This is a genomic window from Paenibacillus sp. CF384 (assembly GCF_900106745.1).
Lineage (GTDB): Bacteria > Bacillota > Bacilli > Paenibacillales > Paenibacillaceae > Paenibacillus_Z.
Genome location: NZ_FNNV01000028.1, coordinates 48,133 through 61,889 on the forward strand (window position 1 = coordinate 48,133; position 13,757 = coordinate 61,889).

The window sequence follows — 13,757 nt, forward strand, 5'->3', positions numbered from 1 at the left end:
CCCAGTCATTCGAACACCGCTATACTACTGTATCTGCGGCTCCGTTTGAAGGTCGCCCTCTCTGGTATTCCTGTATTGAAATAAACAATCCTGTTCTAAGCCTTATCGTTCTAAATTAATTCAAGTATAGCCGAGGACTTCCTAACTGGCAAGTAGTCAAACGCCTATCACGTCCAGGTATTCGTGGAAATTAATAGGCTGATGCCATTAACCCAGTCGCCCTTGCAAACGCTGTTCAACCTTTGCTTGACCCAACAATGCTATAGTCTGATTCAAGTCTGGCCCGTGAGTTTGACCCGTCAGAGCGGCGCGAATCGGCATAAAGAGCTGCTTGCCCTTGAAGCCCGTTGCTTGCTGGACCGATTTGATGGCTGCTTTGATTCCATCTACATCGAAGGCTTCCATCGCTTTCACTTGATCCAAGAAAGCTTGCAGGACAACCGGTACCTGCTCCTCCGCCAAGACGGTCTTAGCCTCATCCTCGTCTGCCGCTTCCGGCAAGAAGAAGAGCTCGGTAAGCGGAACAATATCCGCTGCAAACCGCAGCTTATCTTGATAAAGAGCAACCAGATCACGCGCCCAATCATGCTCGCTAGCGCTTAACGCCGCAGGCAAACGTCCCGCTTCTTGAAGATGCGGGATACACAGCTCCACAATACGCGGAACGTCCGATTTCTTCATGTACTCATTATTCATCCAGCTCAGCTTGTTCGTATCGAACACGGCAGGGCTTTTGCTCAAACGATTAGCTGTAAAGACGGACACCAATTCCTCGCGCGTGAACATCTCCTGCTCACCTTCTGGCGACCAGCCGAGCAAGGTAATGAAGTTGAACATCGCTTCCGGCAAATAACCAAGTTTATCGTATTGCTCGATAAACTGGATAATGGACTCGTCGCGCTTGCTCAGCTTCTTCCGGTTCTCGTTGACGATCAGCGTCATATGACCGAATACCGGCGGCTCCCAGCCGAACGCTTCATAAATCATCAGCTGACGCGGCGTGTTGGAGATATGATCCTCTCCGCGCAGGACATGGCTGATGGCCATCAGATGATCATCCAATGCGACAGCGAAGTTGTATGTTGGGATGCCGTCCTTCTTCACGATGACGTAGTCACCGATGCCATCGGACTCGAAGCTGATTTGACCTTTCACCAGATCGTTAAACGTGTAGGTCCGGTTCTCCGGTACACGGAAGCGGATGCTCGGGATACGGCCTTCCGCTTCAAAAGCAGTACGCTGCTCATCCGTCAAGCTGCGGTGCTTACCGGAATAACGCGGCATTTCCCCGCGTGCCGTCTGCTCTTCCCGCTCCTGCTCCAGCTCCTCCTCGGTGCAGTAGCACTTGTAAGCAAGACCCTTGTCGAGCAGTTCTTGCCAGTACTCGCGGTACAGATCAAGACGCTCTGTCTGGCGGTAAGGGCCGTAACCTCCGCCGACGTCGATGCTTTCATCCCAATCGATCCCAAGCCATTTCAAATACGTAAGCTGGTTTTCTTCACCGCCCGCCACATTGCGTTTCACGTCGGTATCTTCGATCCGTATAATGAATTTGCCGCCTAAATTACGCGCAAACAGATAGTTGAATAAGGCCGTTCTGGCATTGCCGATATGTAAATGACCTGTTGGTGACGGTGCATATCGTACTCTGATTTGTTCTGACATCTTGTATTACTCCTCCCGGACAACTAATTGTATTGCAGAATCATAGCACAACTTTTACAAGGCAGACAACCGATTGCGCGGCAATCCCTTCGCCGCGGCCGGTGAATCCCAGCTGCTCCGTTGTGGTTGCTTTCACATTCACCTGCGAGAGATCCTCTGCTTCCAGCGCCCCTGCAATAATCTCGACCATCTGCGGAATGTAAGGCAGCATCTTAGGACGCTGCGCGATGATCGTGGAATCGATATTTCCTAACTTATAACCGCGCTCTTTCACCAATCCCCAAATATGCTGCAGCAGCTTCAAGCTGTCTGCATCCTTAAACGCCTGGTCGGTATCCGGGAAATGCTTCCCGATATCGCCAAGTCCCAGTGCCCCCAGCACCGCATCGCTGATCGCATGCAGCAATACATCGGCATCGGAATGCCCCAGAAGTCCGCGCTCGTACGGAATGGTTACGCCCCCAATGATACAAGGCCGTCCCTCCACTAACTGATGCACATCAAACCCTTGTCCTACTCGAATCATGATTCCGATCCCCTCTCCCGCTCTCGGCTTGCCAGCAGAAACTCCGCATACGGCAAATCCTCCGGTGTTGTAATCTTAATATTCGTATAATCGCCTTCCGCAACCGTTACCGTGACACCTAGTCGTTCTACAGCCATCGCGTCATCCGTCCCAAGAAACTGCTCCGCGGCCGCTTGATCAAGCGCCTGCTGCAGCAAGGAACGACGAAAAGCCTGCGGCGTTTGAATCGCCCACAAGCTTCGCCGATCCGGTGTCGCCGTAATGGCGCCGGTTTCATTCACTTGCTTAATGGTATCTTTAACAGGTACGGCAAGCACAGCCGCTTCTGTCTGAAGAGCTTTGTGCATACATGACCGAACCGCATTCTCCGTCACAAAAGGCCGGACACCGTCATGAACCATGACCCAGTCGACCGAGTCGCTTAACGCTGCAAGTCCAAGATGAACCGAGTGCTGGCGCTCGCTGCCGCCTGCTGCCACTTGCTTCACTTTGTGCAGCCCATATTCCGTTACGAATGCCCGGCATCGGTCCACATCCTGCTGACCGACGATAAGCGCCACTTCCGCAATGTCATCCATGGCTTGAAATCGTTCAAGGGTATGAACCAGAATAGGCTTGTCCCGCAAGAGCAAATATTGTTTGCTCTCCGCTGTGCCCATTCTGGCACCTCGGCCCGCCGCCACAACGACGACGCCCCATTTTGCACCTGCTGCTTCCATGCCTTCAACCGCCCCGCGTGTATACTTCTGGCTAAATGCTGCATCCCCAATCTTACGATTGTTCACGCAAACCAATTAGCCTTATCATACCGCGTTACAGCGCTTTTTCCAACAATTTCGGCTTCGCGAAAATCATTCTGCCCGCAGAAGTTTGCAGCACGCTCGTCACGAGCACCTCCATCGTCGTTCCGATGTAGTCCCTGCCGCCTTCTACCACAATCATCGTACCGTCATCCAAATACGCGACTCCTTGGCCATGTTCTTTGCCGTCCTTAATGACTTGAACGACAATCTCTTCACCTGGGAGCACGACCGGTTTCACTGCATTCGCAAGGTCATTGATATTTAACACCGATACGCCTTGCAGCTCACACACTTTGTTCAGGTTAAAGTCATTCGTGACGACTTTACCATGCAGCACTTTCGCCAGCTTCACGAGCTTGCTGTCCACTTCGCCCTCTTCGGCTTCACCTTCATAGATCAGCACTTTCACGTCGAGCTCTTTTTGAATCTTGTTCAGGATATCAAGCCCTCTGCGCCCTCTGTTCCGTTTGAGCAAATCCGACGAATCGGCAATATGCTGCAGCTCTTCCAGTACAAACTCCGGAATGACCAGCGTCCCCTCGATGAACCCTGTTTTGCAAATGTCTGCAATTCGGCCATCGATGATGACACTCGTATCCAGAATCTTGTGCTCCTCATAACTGCTTTCCTCTTCCACCCGGGAAGCATTGCTCCGCCGTTCGAAGAGCCCTCTCAGACTTTCGGTAAATTCCTCACGTTTGTTTAAACCGATCCGCAGTCCTGCATACCCTAAGAACAACGTCAGTAGTAGAGGAATGAATAGGCCTGCTCCCGATAAACCAGATAAAACCGGATACAATAGCGCAGACAGCGCAAGTCCGCCAATCAATCCGCCGCCGCCTGCTACCAGTTCGCCTGTCGGAATGGCTGACGCCCGCTCCGCTCCCTGCCGCATCCATTTGAGGATGGAGCCTGCCAATATCGTTGCTGCTGCAAGGCCGCATAACGCGCCAATGCCGACGTTCATGTAATAGCTTCCTGAATGCTGCATAAGACCGGTAGACGATTCCGCCCAGCTCACACCGCCGCTCAGGGAGCTGTTCATTTGAGCGCCCAGAACTCCGCCGAACAATAGACCAATCAGTTGAATCATTCGTTTCATCATATAAATCCACCTCCATTACAATTATGTTCCAATTCTGGTTACGTTAATCGCCTACATGGGCGAAAGCATTAGAATTTATTAACCTATAGCGAAAAGCGGACAAAAAGGTGAAATCCATTTTGTAATGCACCGCGGGGAGGCTTATAATAAAAGAAAAGCAATCCATTCCTGAAATGAGGTGGAATCGATGAACGCACCAACACTGGAGCAATTTCAGCAGCAGGTGTCTGAACTCCTGTTGCGACATCGCAGCTTGTTAGACGTCATGTCAAAGTACGGCCAGTCCGGCGCTTCCGTGAATCGGGCAGTTGCCAAATCCGTTACGGAATGCGGATGTATCGAATTAAATGCCCGGAAGCAGCAGTTTGCGGATGACTTTAATTTGGAACAAGCCAAAACAAAGCTTCATCATCACATTTCAGGCGAGCTATGCGAACATTGCAAAGAGGCCATTCAGAACGAGCTCGGTCGGAATTTGTTCTATATGTCCGCGATGGCGAATCTGCTCGACATTCAACTCGAAGACGTCATTGAACACGAATCCGATAAATGCAGCACGCTCGGCTTATTCAATCTTACTTAGTCTTTACCCACCCGTTGGCATAATCAGCGGTAAACGCAAGAAAGACCGCCTTGTACATCCCCTTAGGGGACAGACAAGGCGGTCTTTCTTAATTCGTAGCTTATGCGCTATGTTCGCTGTGAACCGCTTCTTCTTGGCGCTGGCTTTCCATTAAACGCTTGCGTTTCCTGCTTGGGAGACGGCGATCAACGTTTTTTTTTAGGCCGTACAGCGCGTAGAGTACCAGCGGAACGAATAGGATCTTCGATAGATGATGTGGGAACAAGATGCCGAGCACGACAGAGACCGCAACAATAATCGGTACGACCCAGATCGCGTTCTTCGGAATACCGAGCTTCTTAAAGTTCGGGTAACGAACGGTGCTGACCATCAGGAACGACAAGACAAGCGTACTTGCCATCAGGACGGATACGGCAATATCTTTGTGGAACAAAGCCAGTGTGGCAAGTACGCCGCCAGCGGCTGGAATCGGCAAGCCAATGAAATAACCAGGCATACCGGAAATGACGTTGAATCTCGCTAGCCGTAATGCTCCACAAATCGGGAACAATGCGGTGATAATCCAAGCCGGAGCCGGGGTCAGTTCTTGGAAAGCGACACTATACATAATGAAAGCAGGTGCAACTCCAAAAGAAATTACATCCGACAGTGAATCTAATTCTTTACCAAATTCGCTTTGAGCGTTAAGTGCGCGGGCCACTCGGCCATCAACACCATCCATCAGCATCGCGATAATAACCATCATCGCAGCTACCTCAGGCTTCGCATTCTCAGGAAATATGAGAATAATGGCGACAATACCCAGAAATAAATTCGCCACCGTAAAAAGACTCGGTATTGACTTCGTAATCATTTGCTCCACCTCATCTTTACTATGCCCTAAAACCGCAATTTGCAGTAGTGCAGGCAAACTGAGAAAATAACTTCCACCAGAAGTTTAAGGGGTGCAATACGGCTAATTGTCAGTTGTAACCAGTGTCCGTCTGCATTCCCTCATTGTATGGGATTTAAATTTGTCTGTCAATGAACATCTGCTCTTGAATCCGCTTCAAGCCTTCCTTAATCGCACGTGCTCGAACTTCCCCAATGCCGTCTACCGAGTCCAATTCTTCAATCGTTGCCATCAAAATATGAGGCAAATATCCGAATCGCTCCACGAGATTGTTCATGATAACCTGCGGCAATCTTGGAATGCGACTTAGCAGACGATACCCGCGCGGCGCAACCATTTCTTCTGAAGCAGCGCTTAGTCCGGTATAACCGAGCAGCTTCATGATTTGCCCCAGTTCCAGCAGCTCCTCGGAATTCAGCTTGCGAATGCTTGCGCGAATTTCACGGATGCGGTCCTCGTTCGGATCCTTCACGTAATCTTTGAGGAGGAACCATGCTTCCTCTTCAACGCCGCCTACAAGCTCTTCCATCTGCATGCTGATGAGTCGGCCTTCCGTACCGAGTTCATTGACATAACGCTTGATTTCCATTTTGACGCGGATAACCATCTCTACCCGCTTAATGACATGGGCGACCTCTTGCAAGGTGACCATTTCTTCAAACTCCAGCGCGGATAGGTTCGTAAAGGACTGGTTCAGCACCACTTTGTATTTCTCAAGCGTCTGAATCGCCTGATTAGCCTTCGTCAGGATAACGCCCATTTCCTTTAGGGAATACCTGAACTGACCTTGATAAAGCGTAATAACGTTCCGCCGCTGGGAGATGGATACAACCAGCTTGCCTGTTTGTTTCGCCACTCGCTCCGCGGTCCGATGACGAATTCCTGTCTCGCTGGAGGAGATGGAGCTGTCTGGAATCAGCTGGGTATTGGCATAGAGAATACGTTTGCGATCTTCGCTAAGTATAATGGCGCCATCCATTTTGGCCAGCTCGTATAAATAGTTCGGGGAAAAATCGCAATTGATGGAGAAGCCGCCGTCCACGACTTCCATCACTTCCGGACTGTAGCCGACGACGATGAGCGCCCCGGTCTTCGCTCGCAGCACATTATCGAGGCCTTCCCGGAACGCCATGCCCGGTGCGACCATCTGGAGCAGCTGATTCACCATTTCTGCTTGGTTTGACTCTTTCATCGATTTCTCCCCCCTCTATCCGAATGCCTTGGACAGCGCATCTGCAACCGTCTCAACACCGATGATTTCTATGCCGGCAGGCGGGGTCCAGCCCTTCAAGCTCTTCTGAGGCATAATGACCCGCTTAAATCCCAGCTTCTGTGCTTCCTTTACACGCTGCTCAGCGCGGGATACGCCCCGCACCTCGCCTGTTAAGCCAATTTCTCCGAAGAATACATCGAACGGTCTGGTCGGCGCATCGCGGAAGCTGGATGCAATACTGACGGCCGCAGCCAGATCGACAGCCGGCTCATCAAGCCGGATACCTCCGGCCACATTGAGGTAAACATCCTGCGTCTGCAGAAACATGCCCATTCGTTTCTCCAGCACGGCAACAATCAAGGTCATTCTGTTGTGGTCGATACCCGTTGCCATCCTGCGCGGCGAGGGGAAATTGGTTGACGCGACAAGCGCCTGAAGCTCGACCAGCACCGGTCTTGTGCCCTCCATACTCGCCACGACAGAAGAACCGGATACGCCAAGCGGTCGTTCCGATAAGAACAGCTCCGACGGATTATTAACCTCCCGCAGTCCTTCTTCTACCATTTCGAATATCCCGATTTCATTGGTAGAACCGAACCGATTCTTAACGGCCCTAAGCAATCGGTACGAATGATGACGTTCGCCTTCGAAATAGAGCACGCAGTCGACCATATGCTCGAGCATCCGGGGACCTGCAATCGCGCCTTCCTTCGTAACGTGGCCAACCAATACGGTCGCAATTCCCTTAATCTTAGCAACCCGCATAAAGTGAGCCGTACATTCCCGTACCTGTGAAACGCTTCCCGGCGCAGATTCTACTCTCGGGTCATAAACCGTCTGAATGGAGTCGATAACGAGAAAATCAGGTTGAACCGATTCAATCGCATCATTGATCTGTTCCATGTTCGTTTCGCACAGTACATACAGCGTGTCAGACAGCGCGCCAAGACGATCGGCCCGCAATCGTGTCTGACGTACAGATTCCTCTCCTGAAATATAGAGCACAGTCAGCTTCTTCGATGCCAGCGCATGGGAAGTTTGCAGCAGCAATGTCGATTTGCCGATACCCGGATCCCCGCCGACCAGGATCAGTGAGCCTGGCACTACGCCGCCGCCCAGCACCCGATTGAGTTCCTGATTGGTTGTCTCGATCCGTTTTTCCTGACCACTTTCTATATGTATGATGGGACGCGGCTTTTCTTTCGTCTGAATGAGCGTCGAGCCCATTCCTTGCGTCTTCACAACCGTTTCCTTCTCTTCCACCATCGTGTTCCACTGCCCGCAGCCGGGGCATTTCCCCATCCACTTGGGTGACTCAGTTCCGCATTCGGTGCATGCGAACTTCACTTTAAGTTTTGCCATGTGCCGCTCCTTATGCAAAAGACGTATCATTCAAAGTTTACCATTTAATGCCCGCCGATAACAATTCTTATCCGCAGCTGATCTCATTGTTTCACAAAAAAACCCTTTACTCCTCCGCCTGTGGCAGTAGAGTAAAGGGCTTTGTATGATTTATTTAGTCGCAGGCTCTTCGGCAGCAGGAACGTGATTGCTGTCACGGTGGGTAACCGTAAGCTCTCCGTCCTTCTCGTCGATGATCAAATGATGACCCTTCGCGATTTTGCCCATCAGCAGATCCTCTGACAGACGATCCTCAATATGCTTCTGGATCGCTCTTCGCAGCGGACGCGCACCATACGCAGGATCGAAGCCTTCCTTTGCCAGGAATGCTTTGGCCGTATCCGTCAAATCGAAGTCTACTTCCTGCTCACGCAGACGCTTGCGAAGCTCATCGGACATCAACGTTACGATTTGTGCGATATGTTCCTGCTCGAGCGAATGGAACACGATCGTTTCATCGATCCGGTTCAGGAACTCAGGGCGGAAGCTCTTCTTCAGCTCTGCCAACACTTTATCTTTCATGATCGTAAAGTCGCGCCCCGCATCCTGTGCAGCCGTAAAGCCGAGGGAGGAATTGCGTTTGATTTGATCAGCGCCTACGTTAGACGTCATGATAATTAAGGTGTTGCGGAAGTCGACTACGCGGCCTTTGGAGTCCGTGAGACGACCATCTTCAAGCACTTGCAGTAAAATATTAAACACTTCCGGATGGGCTTTCTCGATTTCATCGAGCAGCACAACCGAATACGGCTTGCGGCGAACCTTCTCGGTCAATTGACCGCCTTCTTCATAGCCGACATATCCCGGAGGAGCGCCAACCAATCTCGAAGTGGAGTGTTTCTCCATATATTCCGACATGTCGATGCGGATGACCGCATTCTCATCGCCGAACATCGCTTCAGCAAGCGCACGTGCCAATTCGGTTTTACCAACCCCGGTAGGACCGAGGAAGATGAAGGAGCCCATTGGACGCTTCGGATCTTTCAGACCTGCACGCGCTCTTCGGATAGCACGAGATACGGCTTTTACCGCTTCGCTCTGTCCGATAACACGGGAATGGAGAATATCTTCCATCTTAAGCAGGCGCTGTGTTTCTTCCTCAGCAAGTTTAGTAACCGGAATACCGGTCCAACTCGCTACGATTTGAGCGATATCGTCAGGCGTTACTTCGGAATCCGTACGGCCCTGCTTTTCTTTCCACTGGTTCTTCGTCACATCGAGCTCTTCACGAATCTTCTGCTCGGTGTCACGAAGTGCTGCAGCTTTCTCAAACTCTTGGCTTTGAACCGCGGAATCCTTCTCTTTACGGATGTCCTCCAGACGATTCTCCAGTTGTTTGAGGTTAGGCGGTACCGTGTACGATTTCAGGCGTACCTTGGAGCTCGCTTCATCGATAAGGTCAATCGCTTTATCCGGCAAGAAACGATCCGTGATGTAACGATCGGAGAGCTTAACGGCTTGCTCGATCGCTTCATCCGTAATTTTCACACGATGATGCGCCTCGTAACGATCACGCAGACCGTGCAGGATTTGAATGGCTTCCTCAGGGGACGGCTGATCCACCGTAATCGGTTGGAAACGACGTTCCAGAGCAGCATCCTTCTCGATATATTTGCGATATTCATCAAGTGTTGTTGCACCGATGCACTGCAGCTCGCCGCGGGCAAGAGCAGGTTTTAGAATATTCGATGCATCAATCGCACCTTCCGCTCCCCCTGCACCGATCAGCGTATGCAGCTCATCGATGAACAGAACGATGTTGCCGGCTTGACGAATTTCATCCATGATTTTCTTCAAACGGTCCTCGAACTCACCGCGATACTTCGTACCCGCAACTACAGAGCCCATATCGAGCGTCATAACGCGTTTGTCGCGAAGTGTCTCCGGAATTTCGCCCGCGATGATCTTCTGAGCTAATCCTTCCGCGATGGCCGTCTTACCAACGCCCGGCTCCCCGATCAGAACAGGATTGTTCTTCGTTCTGCGGCTCAGCACTTGAATAACGCGTTCGATTTCTTTGCTCCGGCCGATAACCGGGTCCAAATTACCGTCTTTGGCATAAGCCGTCAAATCGCGAGCAAGGCCATCCAGTGTTGGCGTGCTTACATTTGTCGGAGCCCCGTGATTGCTTGAAACAGCTTCACTGCTGCCCAAGAGTTGCAGAACTTGCTGACGTGCTTTATTTAAACTGATGCCAAGGTTGTTCAGTACACGGGCTGCAACGCCTTCCCCTTCACGGATCAGACCGAGCAGAATATGCTCTGTGCCCACGTACGTATGCCCAAGCTTGCGAGCTTCATCCATCGATAGCTCGATCACCTTCTTGGCACGTGGTGTGTACGCAATATTGGTAGGTTGTTCTTGTCCTCGTCCGATCAGCGTCTCCACTTCATCTTGAATTTTCTCAAGGCTGAGGCCAAGGCCGATCAATGCTTTTGCTGCGATTCCTTCCCCTTCTCGGTTCAGCCCAAGCAGAATATGCTCCGTGCCGATATTGTTATGACCGAGACGAACCGCTTCTTCCTGCGCCAGTGCCAGCACCTTCTGTGCTCGTTCCGTAAATCTTCCAAACATCATGTTCATACACCCCCATGATCGGATTCGCTTTGTAAATGACTTCGTATAAGTTCCGCTCGCCGAATATCCCGCTGCTCAGGCGTCATTTTTTCATGAAACACCTGTTGGAGGAAGCCCGGCTGCGTTAATACCATCATTTCATTCATTACCTGTGGCGAGACATTTCGAATCAAACCCAAATCGATGCCTAAACGGACATCGGACAGCCTTTGGGAAGCCTCCTTGGTATCCATGATCATCGCATGCGACAAAATGCCATAGGAACGATAAACCCGATCCTCCAGACGGACGCGCGATTCTTCCAGCAGACGCTGGCGAGCCGCTCGTTCATGCTCGATAATTTGCCGAGCCACACTGTGCAGATTCTCGATGATTTCCCCTTCGGACTGACCAAGCGTAATTTGGTTCGAAATTTGAAACAAGTTTCCGAGCGCTTCGCTGCCTTCGCCATAAATGCCCCGAACTGCCAGCCCCACCTGCGTGACGGCCGACAAAATGCGGTTGATCTGCTGCGAGAGCACAAGACCCGGAAGATGCATCATGACGGATGAGCGTATGCCTGTTCCAACGTTAGTCGGGCAGCTTGTTAAATATCCCCTTCGCTCGTCATACGCGTAATTCGTTACGTCCTCAAAAATATCGTCAATGCGATTCGCCAGTCCCCATGCTTCCTTCACCTGAAACCCGGGATACAGACATTGAATGCGCAAATGATCCTCTTCATTCACCATAATGCTAACGGATTCATTCTCGCTTAGCAGTACGGCGCCGCTGCGTGACTCATTGGCCAAATTAGGGCTAATGAGATGTTTCTCAACGAGTACTCTGCGTTCAAGCTCGTTAAGCTGAGAGAGCTTGATGGTTTCGAATTCGCCGAGCTCGCTCAGTTGGCCCGTTTCGGCCACACTTGTAAGCTGTTCCATCACTTCGTTTGCTTGCTCTGTTGTGGCAAGCATCGGAAACGGATGACTCGATAAATTGCGGGCAATTCGGATGCGGCTGCTAATGACAACATCCGTATCAGGGCCATTTCCCTTCATCCAGTCGCTCAGCGCTTCATCTACGTAACGCTTCGACATCCTTCTGAATCACCTTCCTAACCGCGCCTAAACATCGGCTATATTGCGCTCCAGTTCCCGAATCCGATCCCGAATTTGGGCCGCGTCCTCGAACTCTTCCTGTTCGATACGCATGTGCAAATCCCTTCTCAGCTGTTCAATTTCACGCTTCACTTGGATTTGAACACCTGTACGCTTTGGAATTTTACCTACGTGAGTTGTATTGCCATGCACCCGTTTAAAAATCGGGTCCAGCTTGCTGCCAAATTGGATATAACAATTGCTGCAGCCGAATCGGCCCATTTTACTGAATTGTGTATAGGTCAGTCCGCAGTGCTCACAGCGCAGCTGCTGCTGCGACTTGGCGCCAAGTGTGTTCATGCTTCCGGCAGGCTCAAAATCAAGCAACCCGGATAACAGACTGTGGATCGAGAATCCGTTTGCCGTACCCGGAATTCCTTCTCCTCGTTCTCGCGCGCAGGCTTCACAAATATGAAACTCTGTCTTCTCGCCATTCACAATCTTCGTAAAATGAAGCGTAGCCGGCTTCTTGTCACATTCCTGACAAAGCATTCCGCACTATCCCTCCTCATACAAGGCTTGCGCAGCTTACTTAACGAGCAGTGTGATCAACATCGCCCTCAATAGCCTAGCCCGAATTTCATCCCGCAGCGGCAGCTTCACAGCAATGGAATCACGAGATATCGCGGCCCTAAGCAAATTCGCTTCTCGCCTGGATATGACCTTCGCTTCCTCCAGCTGATAGACGATGCCTTCTGCTGTATCCTGATCCACTTGCTCGCCGATGGTTTGGGCAAGATGCTCTTGAAGGGCCGACAGTGTGGGCAGCTCTACACGTTGGATGCGAATATAACCGCCGCCTCCGCGTTTGCTCTCTACAAAATAGCCTTTCTCCAGCGTGAACCTCGTGCTGATAACGTAGTTGATTTGTGACGGTACACAAGAGAAGCGGTCCGCCAAATCATTACGCTGAAGCTCTACAGCACCACCGGGACTTTCTTTAAGCATATGCTTGAGGTACTGCTCGATGAGATCGGAAATGTTGCGCATTTCACCAACCTCCCTAAGTTGCCCATACATCTACTCGGCGACTTTTATAGCCAAGAAATCTAAATCGTCAAAGTTTTTAGTCAAATTGACTTTGACTTTCTTTGACTTTAACTTTATTATACGCAAATTTGTCAAAAGGTCAAGCGGATTGCCATCACTGCGTATCCTTACTAGCTTGGGCGGATCGCGCCTATTTATACGTTGCCGTTTCGCTTATCCACAACAATCGGAGGAATGTACAAACTCAACTTTCACTAAACGATATCTTGCTGCGGAAGTTGAGTTATGAATAACAATATATGTGCGAATGACTAAAAAAGATTTATGAACATGTGAATAACCTATTATGTATTTAGCGCATGTACGCCCAATAGCCGGAGTTATACAGAGCTTCTGCACAAGATGAGGACAACTTCGATGAATGTTCCGTCTAAATAAGTGGTTGTTGCGTTGAAAAATAGGCAGCTGTGGATGAACGGTGAGACAACAAAAAACCGACCATATCAGATATGGTCGGTTTATCGTGCTTGGCGACGTCCTACTCTCCCAGGACCCTGCGGTCCAAGTACCATCGGCGCTGGAGGGCTTAACGGTCGTGTTCGGGATGGGAACGCGTGGGTCCCCTCCGCCATCGCCACCAAACGGTGGTGACGGATGACTTCTTAATCATCCTTATGAGGCTGCAAGGCTTGCGCCTTGAAAACTGGATACGAACCTTTGCGAAGGTCTTGCTTAGCTGATGTTGTCCGAAGTTGAACATCCGAGCAGATGTTCGTAGGATAAGCCCTCGACCGATTAGTATTCGTCAGCTGCATGCATTGCTGCACTTCCACCTCGAACCTATCAACCTGGTCGTCTTCCAG

12 protein-coding genes and 2 rRNA genes are annotated in these 13,757 nt (G+C 50.8%); 1 reads left to right on the forward strand and 13 read right to left on the reverse strand.

Features of this window, described 5'->3' with window-relative positions; all coding sequences use genetic code 11:
• Positions 1–207: 207 nt before the first annotated feature.
• The 4 genes from gltX to BLW29_RS29325 all read right to left on the reverse strand — a co-directional run bounded on the left by gltX (position 208) and on the right by BLW29_RS29325 (position 4,099).
• Positions 208–1,665 (reverse strand): glutamate--tRNA ligase, encoded by a 1,458-nt coding sequence (gene gltX / locus BLW29_RS29310; RefSeq protein ID WP_090986370.1) that lies wholly within the window; start codon positions 1,663–1,665, stop codon positions 208–210.
• 40 nt (positions 1,666–1,705) lie between these two features.
• Complete coding sequence (ispF, locus tag BLW29_RS29315) at positions 1,706–2,191, reverse strand: 2-C-methyl-D-erythritol 2,4-cyclodiphosphate synthase (protein WP_090986371.1); 486 nt, start codon at positions 2,189–2,191, stop codon at positions 1,706–1,708.
• Positions 2,188–2,910 carry a 2-C-methyl-D-erythritol 4-phosphate cytidylyltransferase gene (gene ispD, locus BLW29_RS29320; protein ID WP_090986397.1) on the reverse strand — a complete coding sequence of 241 codons (723 nt, stop codon included), beginning with the start codon at positions 2,908–2,910 and terminating at the stop codon, positions 2,188–2,190. The genes ispF and ispD overlap by 4 nt, the downstream gene beginning before the upstream one ends.
• A gap of 94 nt (positions 2,911–3,004) precedes the next feature.
• The gene (locus BLW29_RS29325; protein ID WP_090986373.1) at positions 3,005–4,099 is read right to left on the reverse strand and encodes a PIN/TRAM domain-containing protein; all 1,095 of its coding nucleotides are present in this window, start codon (positions 4,097–4,099) and stop codon (positions 3,005–3,007) included.
• Between the two features lie 187 nt (positions 4,100–4,286).
• On the opposite strand from BLW29_RS29325, the gene BLW29_RS29330 reads away from it, so the two are divergent.
• On the forward strand, positions 4,287–4,682 hold the full coding sequence (locus BLW29_RS29330; protein ID WP_090986375.1) for a nucleoside triphosphate pyrophosphohydrolase family protein: 396 nt from the start codon (positions 4,287–4,289) through the stop codon (positions 4,680–4,682).
• 100 nt (positions 4,683–4,782) lie between these two features.
• Here the strand turns inward: BLW29_RS29330 and pssA are convergent, their stop codons facing one another.
• From pssA to BLW29_RS29375, 9 genes are all read right to left on the reverse strand, one after another.
• Complete coding sequence (gene pssA, locus BLW29_RS29335) at positions 4,783–5,535, reverse strand: CDP-diacylglycerol--serine O-phosphatidyltransferase (RefSeq protein ID WP_090986376.1); 753 nt, start codon at positions 5,533–5,535, stop codon at positions 4,783–4,785.
• A gap of 154 nt (positions 5,536–5,689) precedes the next feature.
• Positions 5,690–6,766, reverse strand: a complete 1,077-nt coding sequence (gene disA / locus BLW29_RS29340) for a DNA integrity scanning diadenylate cyclase DisA (protein WP_090986378.1) — start codon at positions 6,764–6,766, stop codon at positions 5,690–5,692.
• A 15-nt stretch (positions 6,767–6,781) separates the two neighbouring features.
• Positions 6,782–8,149, reverse strand: a complete 1,368-nt coding sequence (gene radA / locus BLW29_RS29345; protein WP_090986380.1) for a DNA repair protein RadA — start codon at positions 8,147–8,149, stop codon at positions 6,782–6,784.
• A 150-nt stretch (positions 8,150–8,299) separates the two neighbouring features.
• On the reverse strand, positions 8,300–10,765 hold the full coding sequence (gene clpC, locus BLW29_RS29350) for an ATP-dependent protease ATP-binding subunit ClpC (RefSeq protein ID WP_090986382.1): 2,466 nt from the start codon (positions 10,763–10,765) through the stop codon (positions 8,300–8,302).
• 2 nt (positions 10,766–10,767) lie between these two features.
• Entirely contained in the window at positions 10,768–11,844 is a 1,077-nt protein-coding gene (locus tag BLW29_RS29355) for a protein-arginine kinase McsB (RefSeq protein WP_090986384.1), read from the reverse strand.
• A 27-nt stretch (positions 11,845–11,871) separates the two neighbouring features.
• A complete protein-coding gene (locus tag BLW29_RS29360) occupies positions 11,872–12,396 on the reverse strand; it encodes a protein-arginine kinase activator protein McsA (protein ID WP_090986386.1) in 525 nt (174 codons plus the stop codon).
• Between the two features lie 36 nt (positions 12,397–12,432).
• The gene (locus BLW29_RS29365) at positions 12,433–12,894 is read right to left on the reverse strand and encodes a CtsR family transcriptional regulator (RefSeq protein WP_090986388.1); all 462 of its coding nucleotides are present in this window, start codon (positions 12,892–12,894) and stop codon (positions 12,433–12,435) included.
• A 525-nt stretch (positions 12,895–13,419) separates the two neighbouring features.
• Positions 13,420–13,536: ribosomal RNA gene (rrf, locus tag BLW29_RS29370) — 5S ribosomal RNA — on the reverse strand.
• 133 nt (positions 13,537–13,669) lie between these two features.
• A 23S ribosomal RNA gene (locus tag BLW29_RS29375) occupies positions 13,670–13,757 on the reverse strand; the annotation flags it as partial.

Excerpts from the sequence above, each read along its gene's own strand:
- clpC (WP_090986382.1), bottom strand. The coding sequence starts at position 10,765 with ATGATGTTTGGAAGATTTACGGAACGAGCACAGAAGGTGCTGGCACTG.
- BLW29_RS29330 (WP_090986375.1), top strand. The coding sequence starts at position 4,287 with ATGAACGCACCAACACTGGAGCAATTTCAGCAGCAGGTGTCTGAACTC.
- pssA (WP_090986376.1), bottom strand. The coding sequence starts at position 5,535 with ATGATTACGAAGTCAATACCGAGTCTTTTTACGGTGGCGAATTTATTT.
- ispF (WP_090986371.1), bottom strand. The coding sequence starts at position 2,191 with ATGATTCGAGTAGGACAAGGGTTTGATGTGCATCAGTTAGTGGAGGGA.
- BLW29_RS29355 (WP_090986384.1), bottom strand. The coding sequence starts at position 11,844 with ATGTCGAAGCGTTACGTAGATGAAGCGCTGAGCGACTGGATGAAGGGA.
- BLW29_RS29325 (WP_090986373.1), bottom strand. The coding sequence starts at position 4,099 with ATGATGAAACGAATGATTCAACTGATTGGTCTATTGTTCGGCGGAGTT.
- ispD (WP_090986397.1), bottom strand. The coding sequence starts at position 2,910 with ATGGAAGCAGCAGGTGCAAAATGGGGCGTCGTCGTTGTGGCGGCGGGC.
- BLW29_RS29360 (WP_090986386.1), bottom strand. The coding sequence starts at position 12,396 with ATGCTTTGTCAGGAATGTGACAAGAAGCCGGCTACGCTTCATTTTACG.
- gltX (WP_090986370.1), bottom strand. The coding sequence starts at position 1,665 with ATGTCAGAACAAATCAGAGTACGATATGCACCGTCACCAACAGGTCAT.
- disA (WP_090986378.1), bottom strand. The coding sequence starts at position 6,766 with ATGAAAGAGTCAAACCAAGCAGAAATGGTGAATCAGCTGCTCCAGATG.
- BLW29_RS29365 (WP_090986388.1), bottom strand. The coding sequence starts at position 12,894 with ATGCGCAACATTTCCGATCTCATCGAGCAGTACCTCAAGCATATGCTT.
- radA (WP_090986380.1), bottom strand. The coding sequence starts at position 8,149 with ATGGCAAAACTTAAAGTGAAGTTCGCATGCACCGAATGCGGAACTGAG.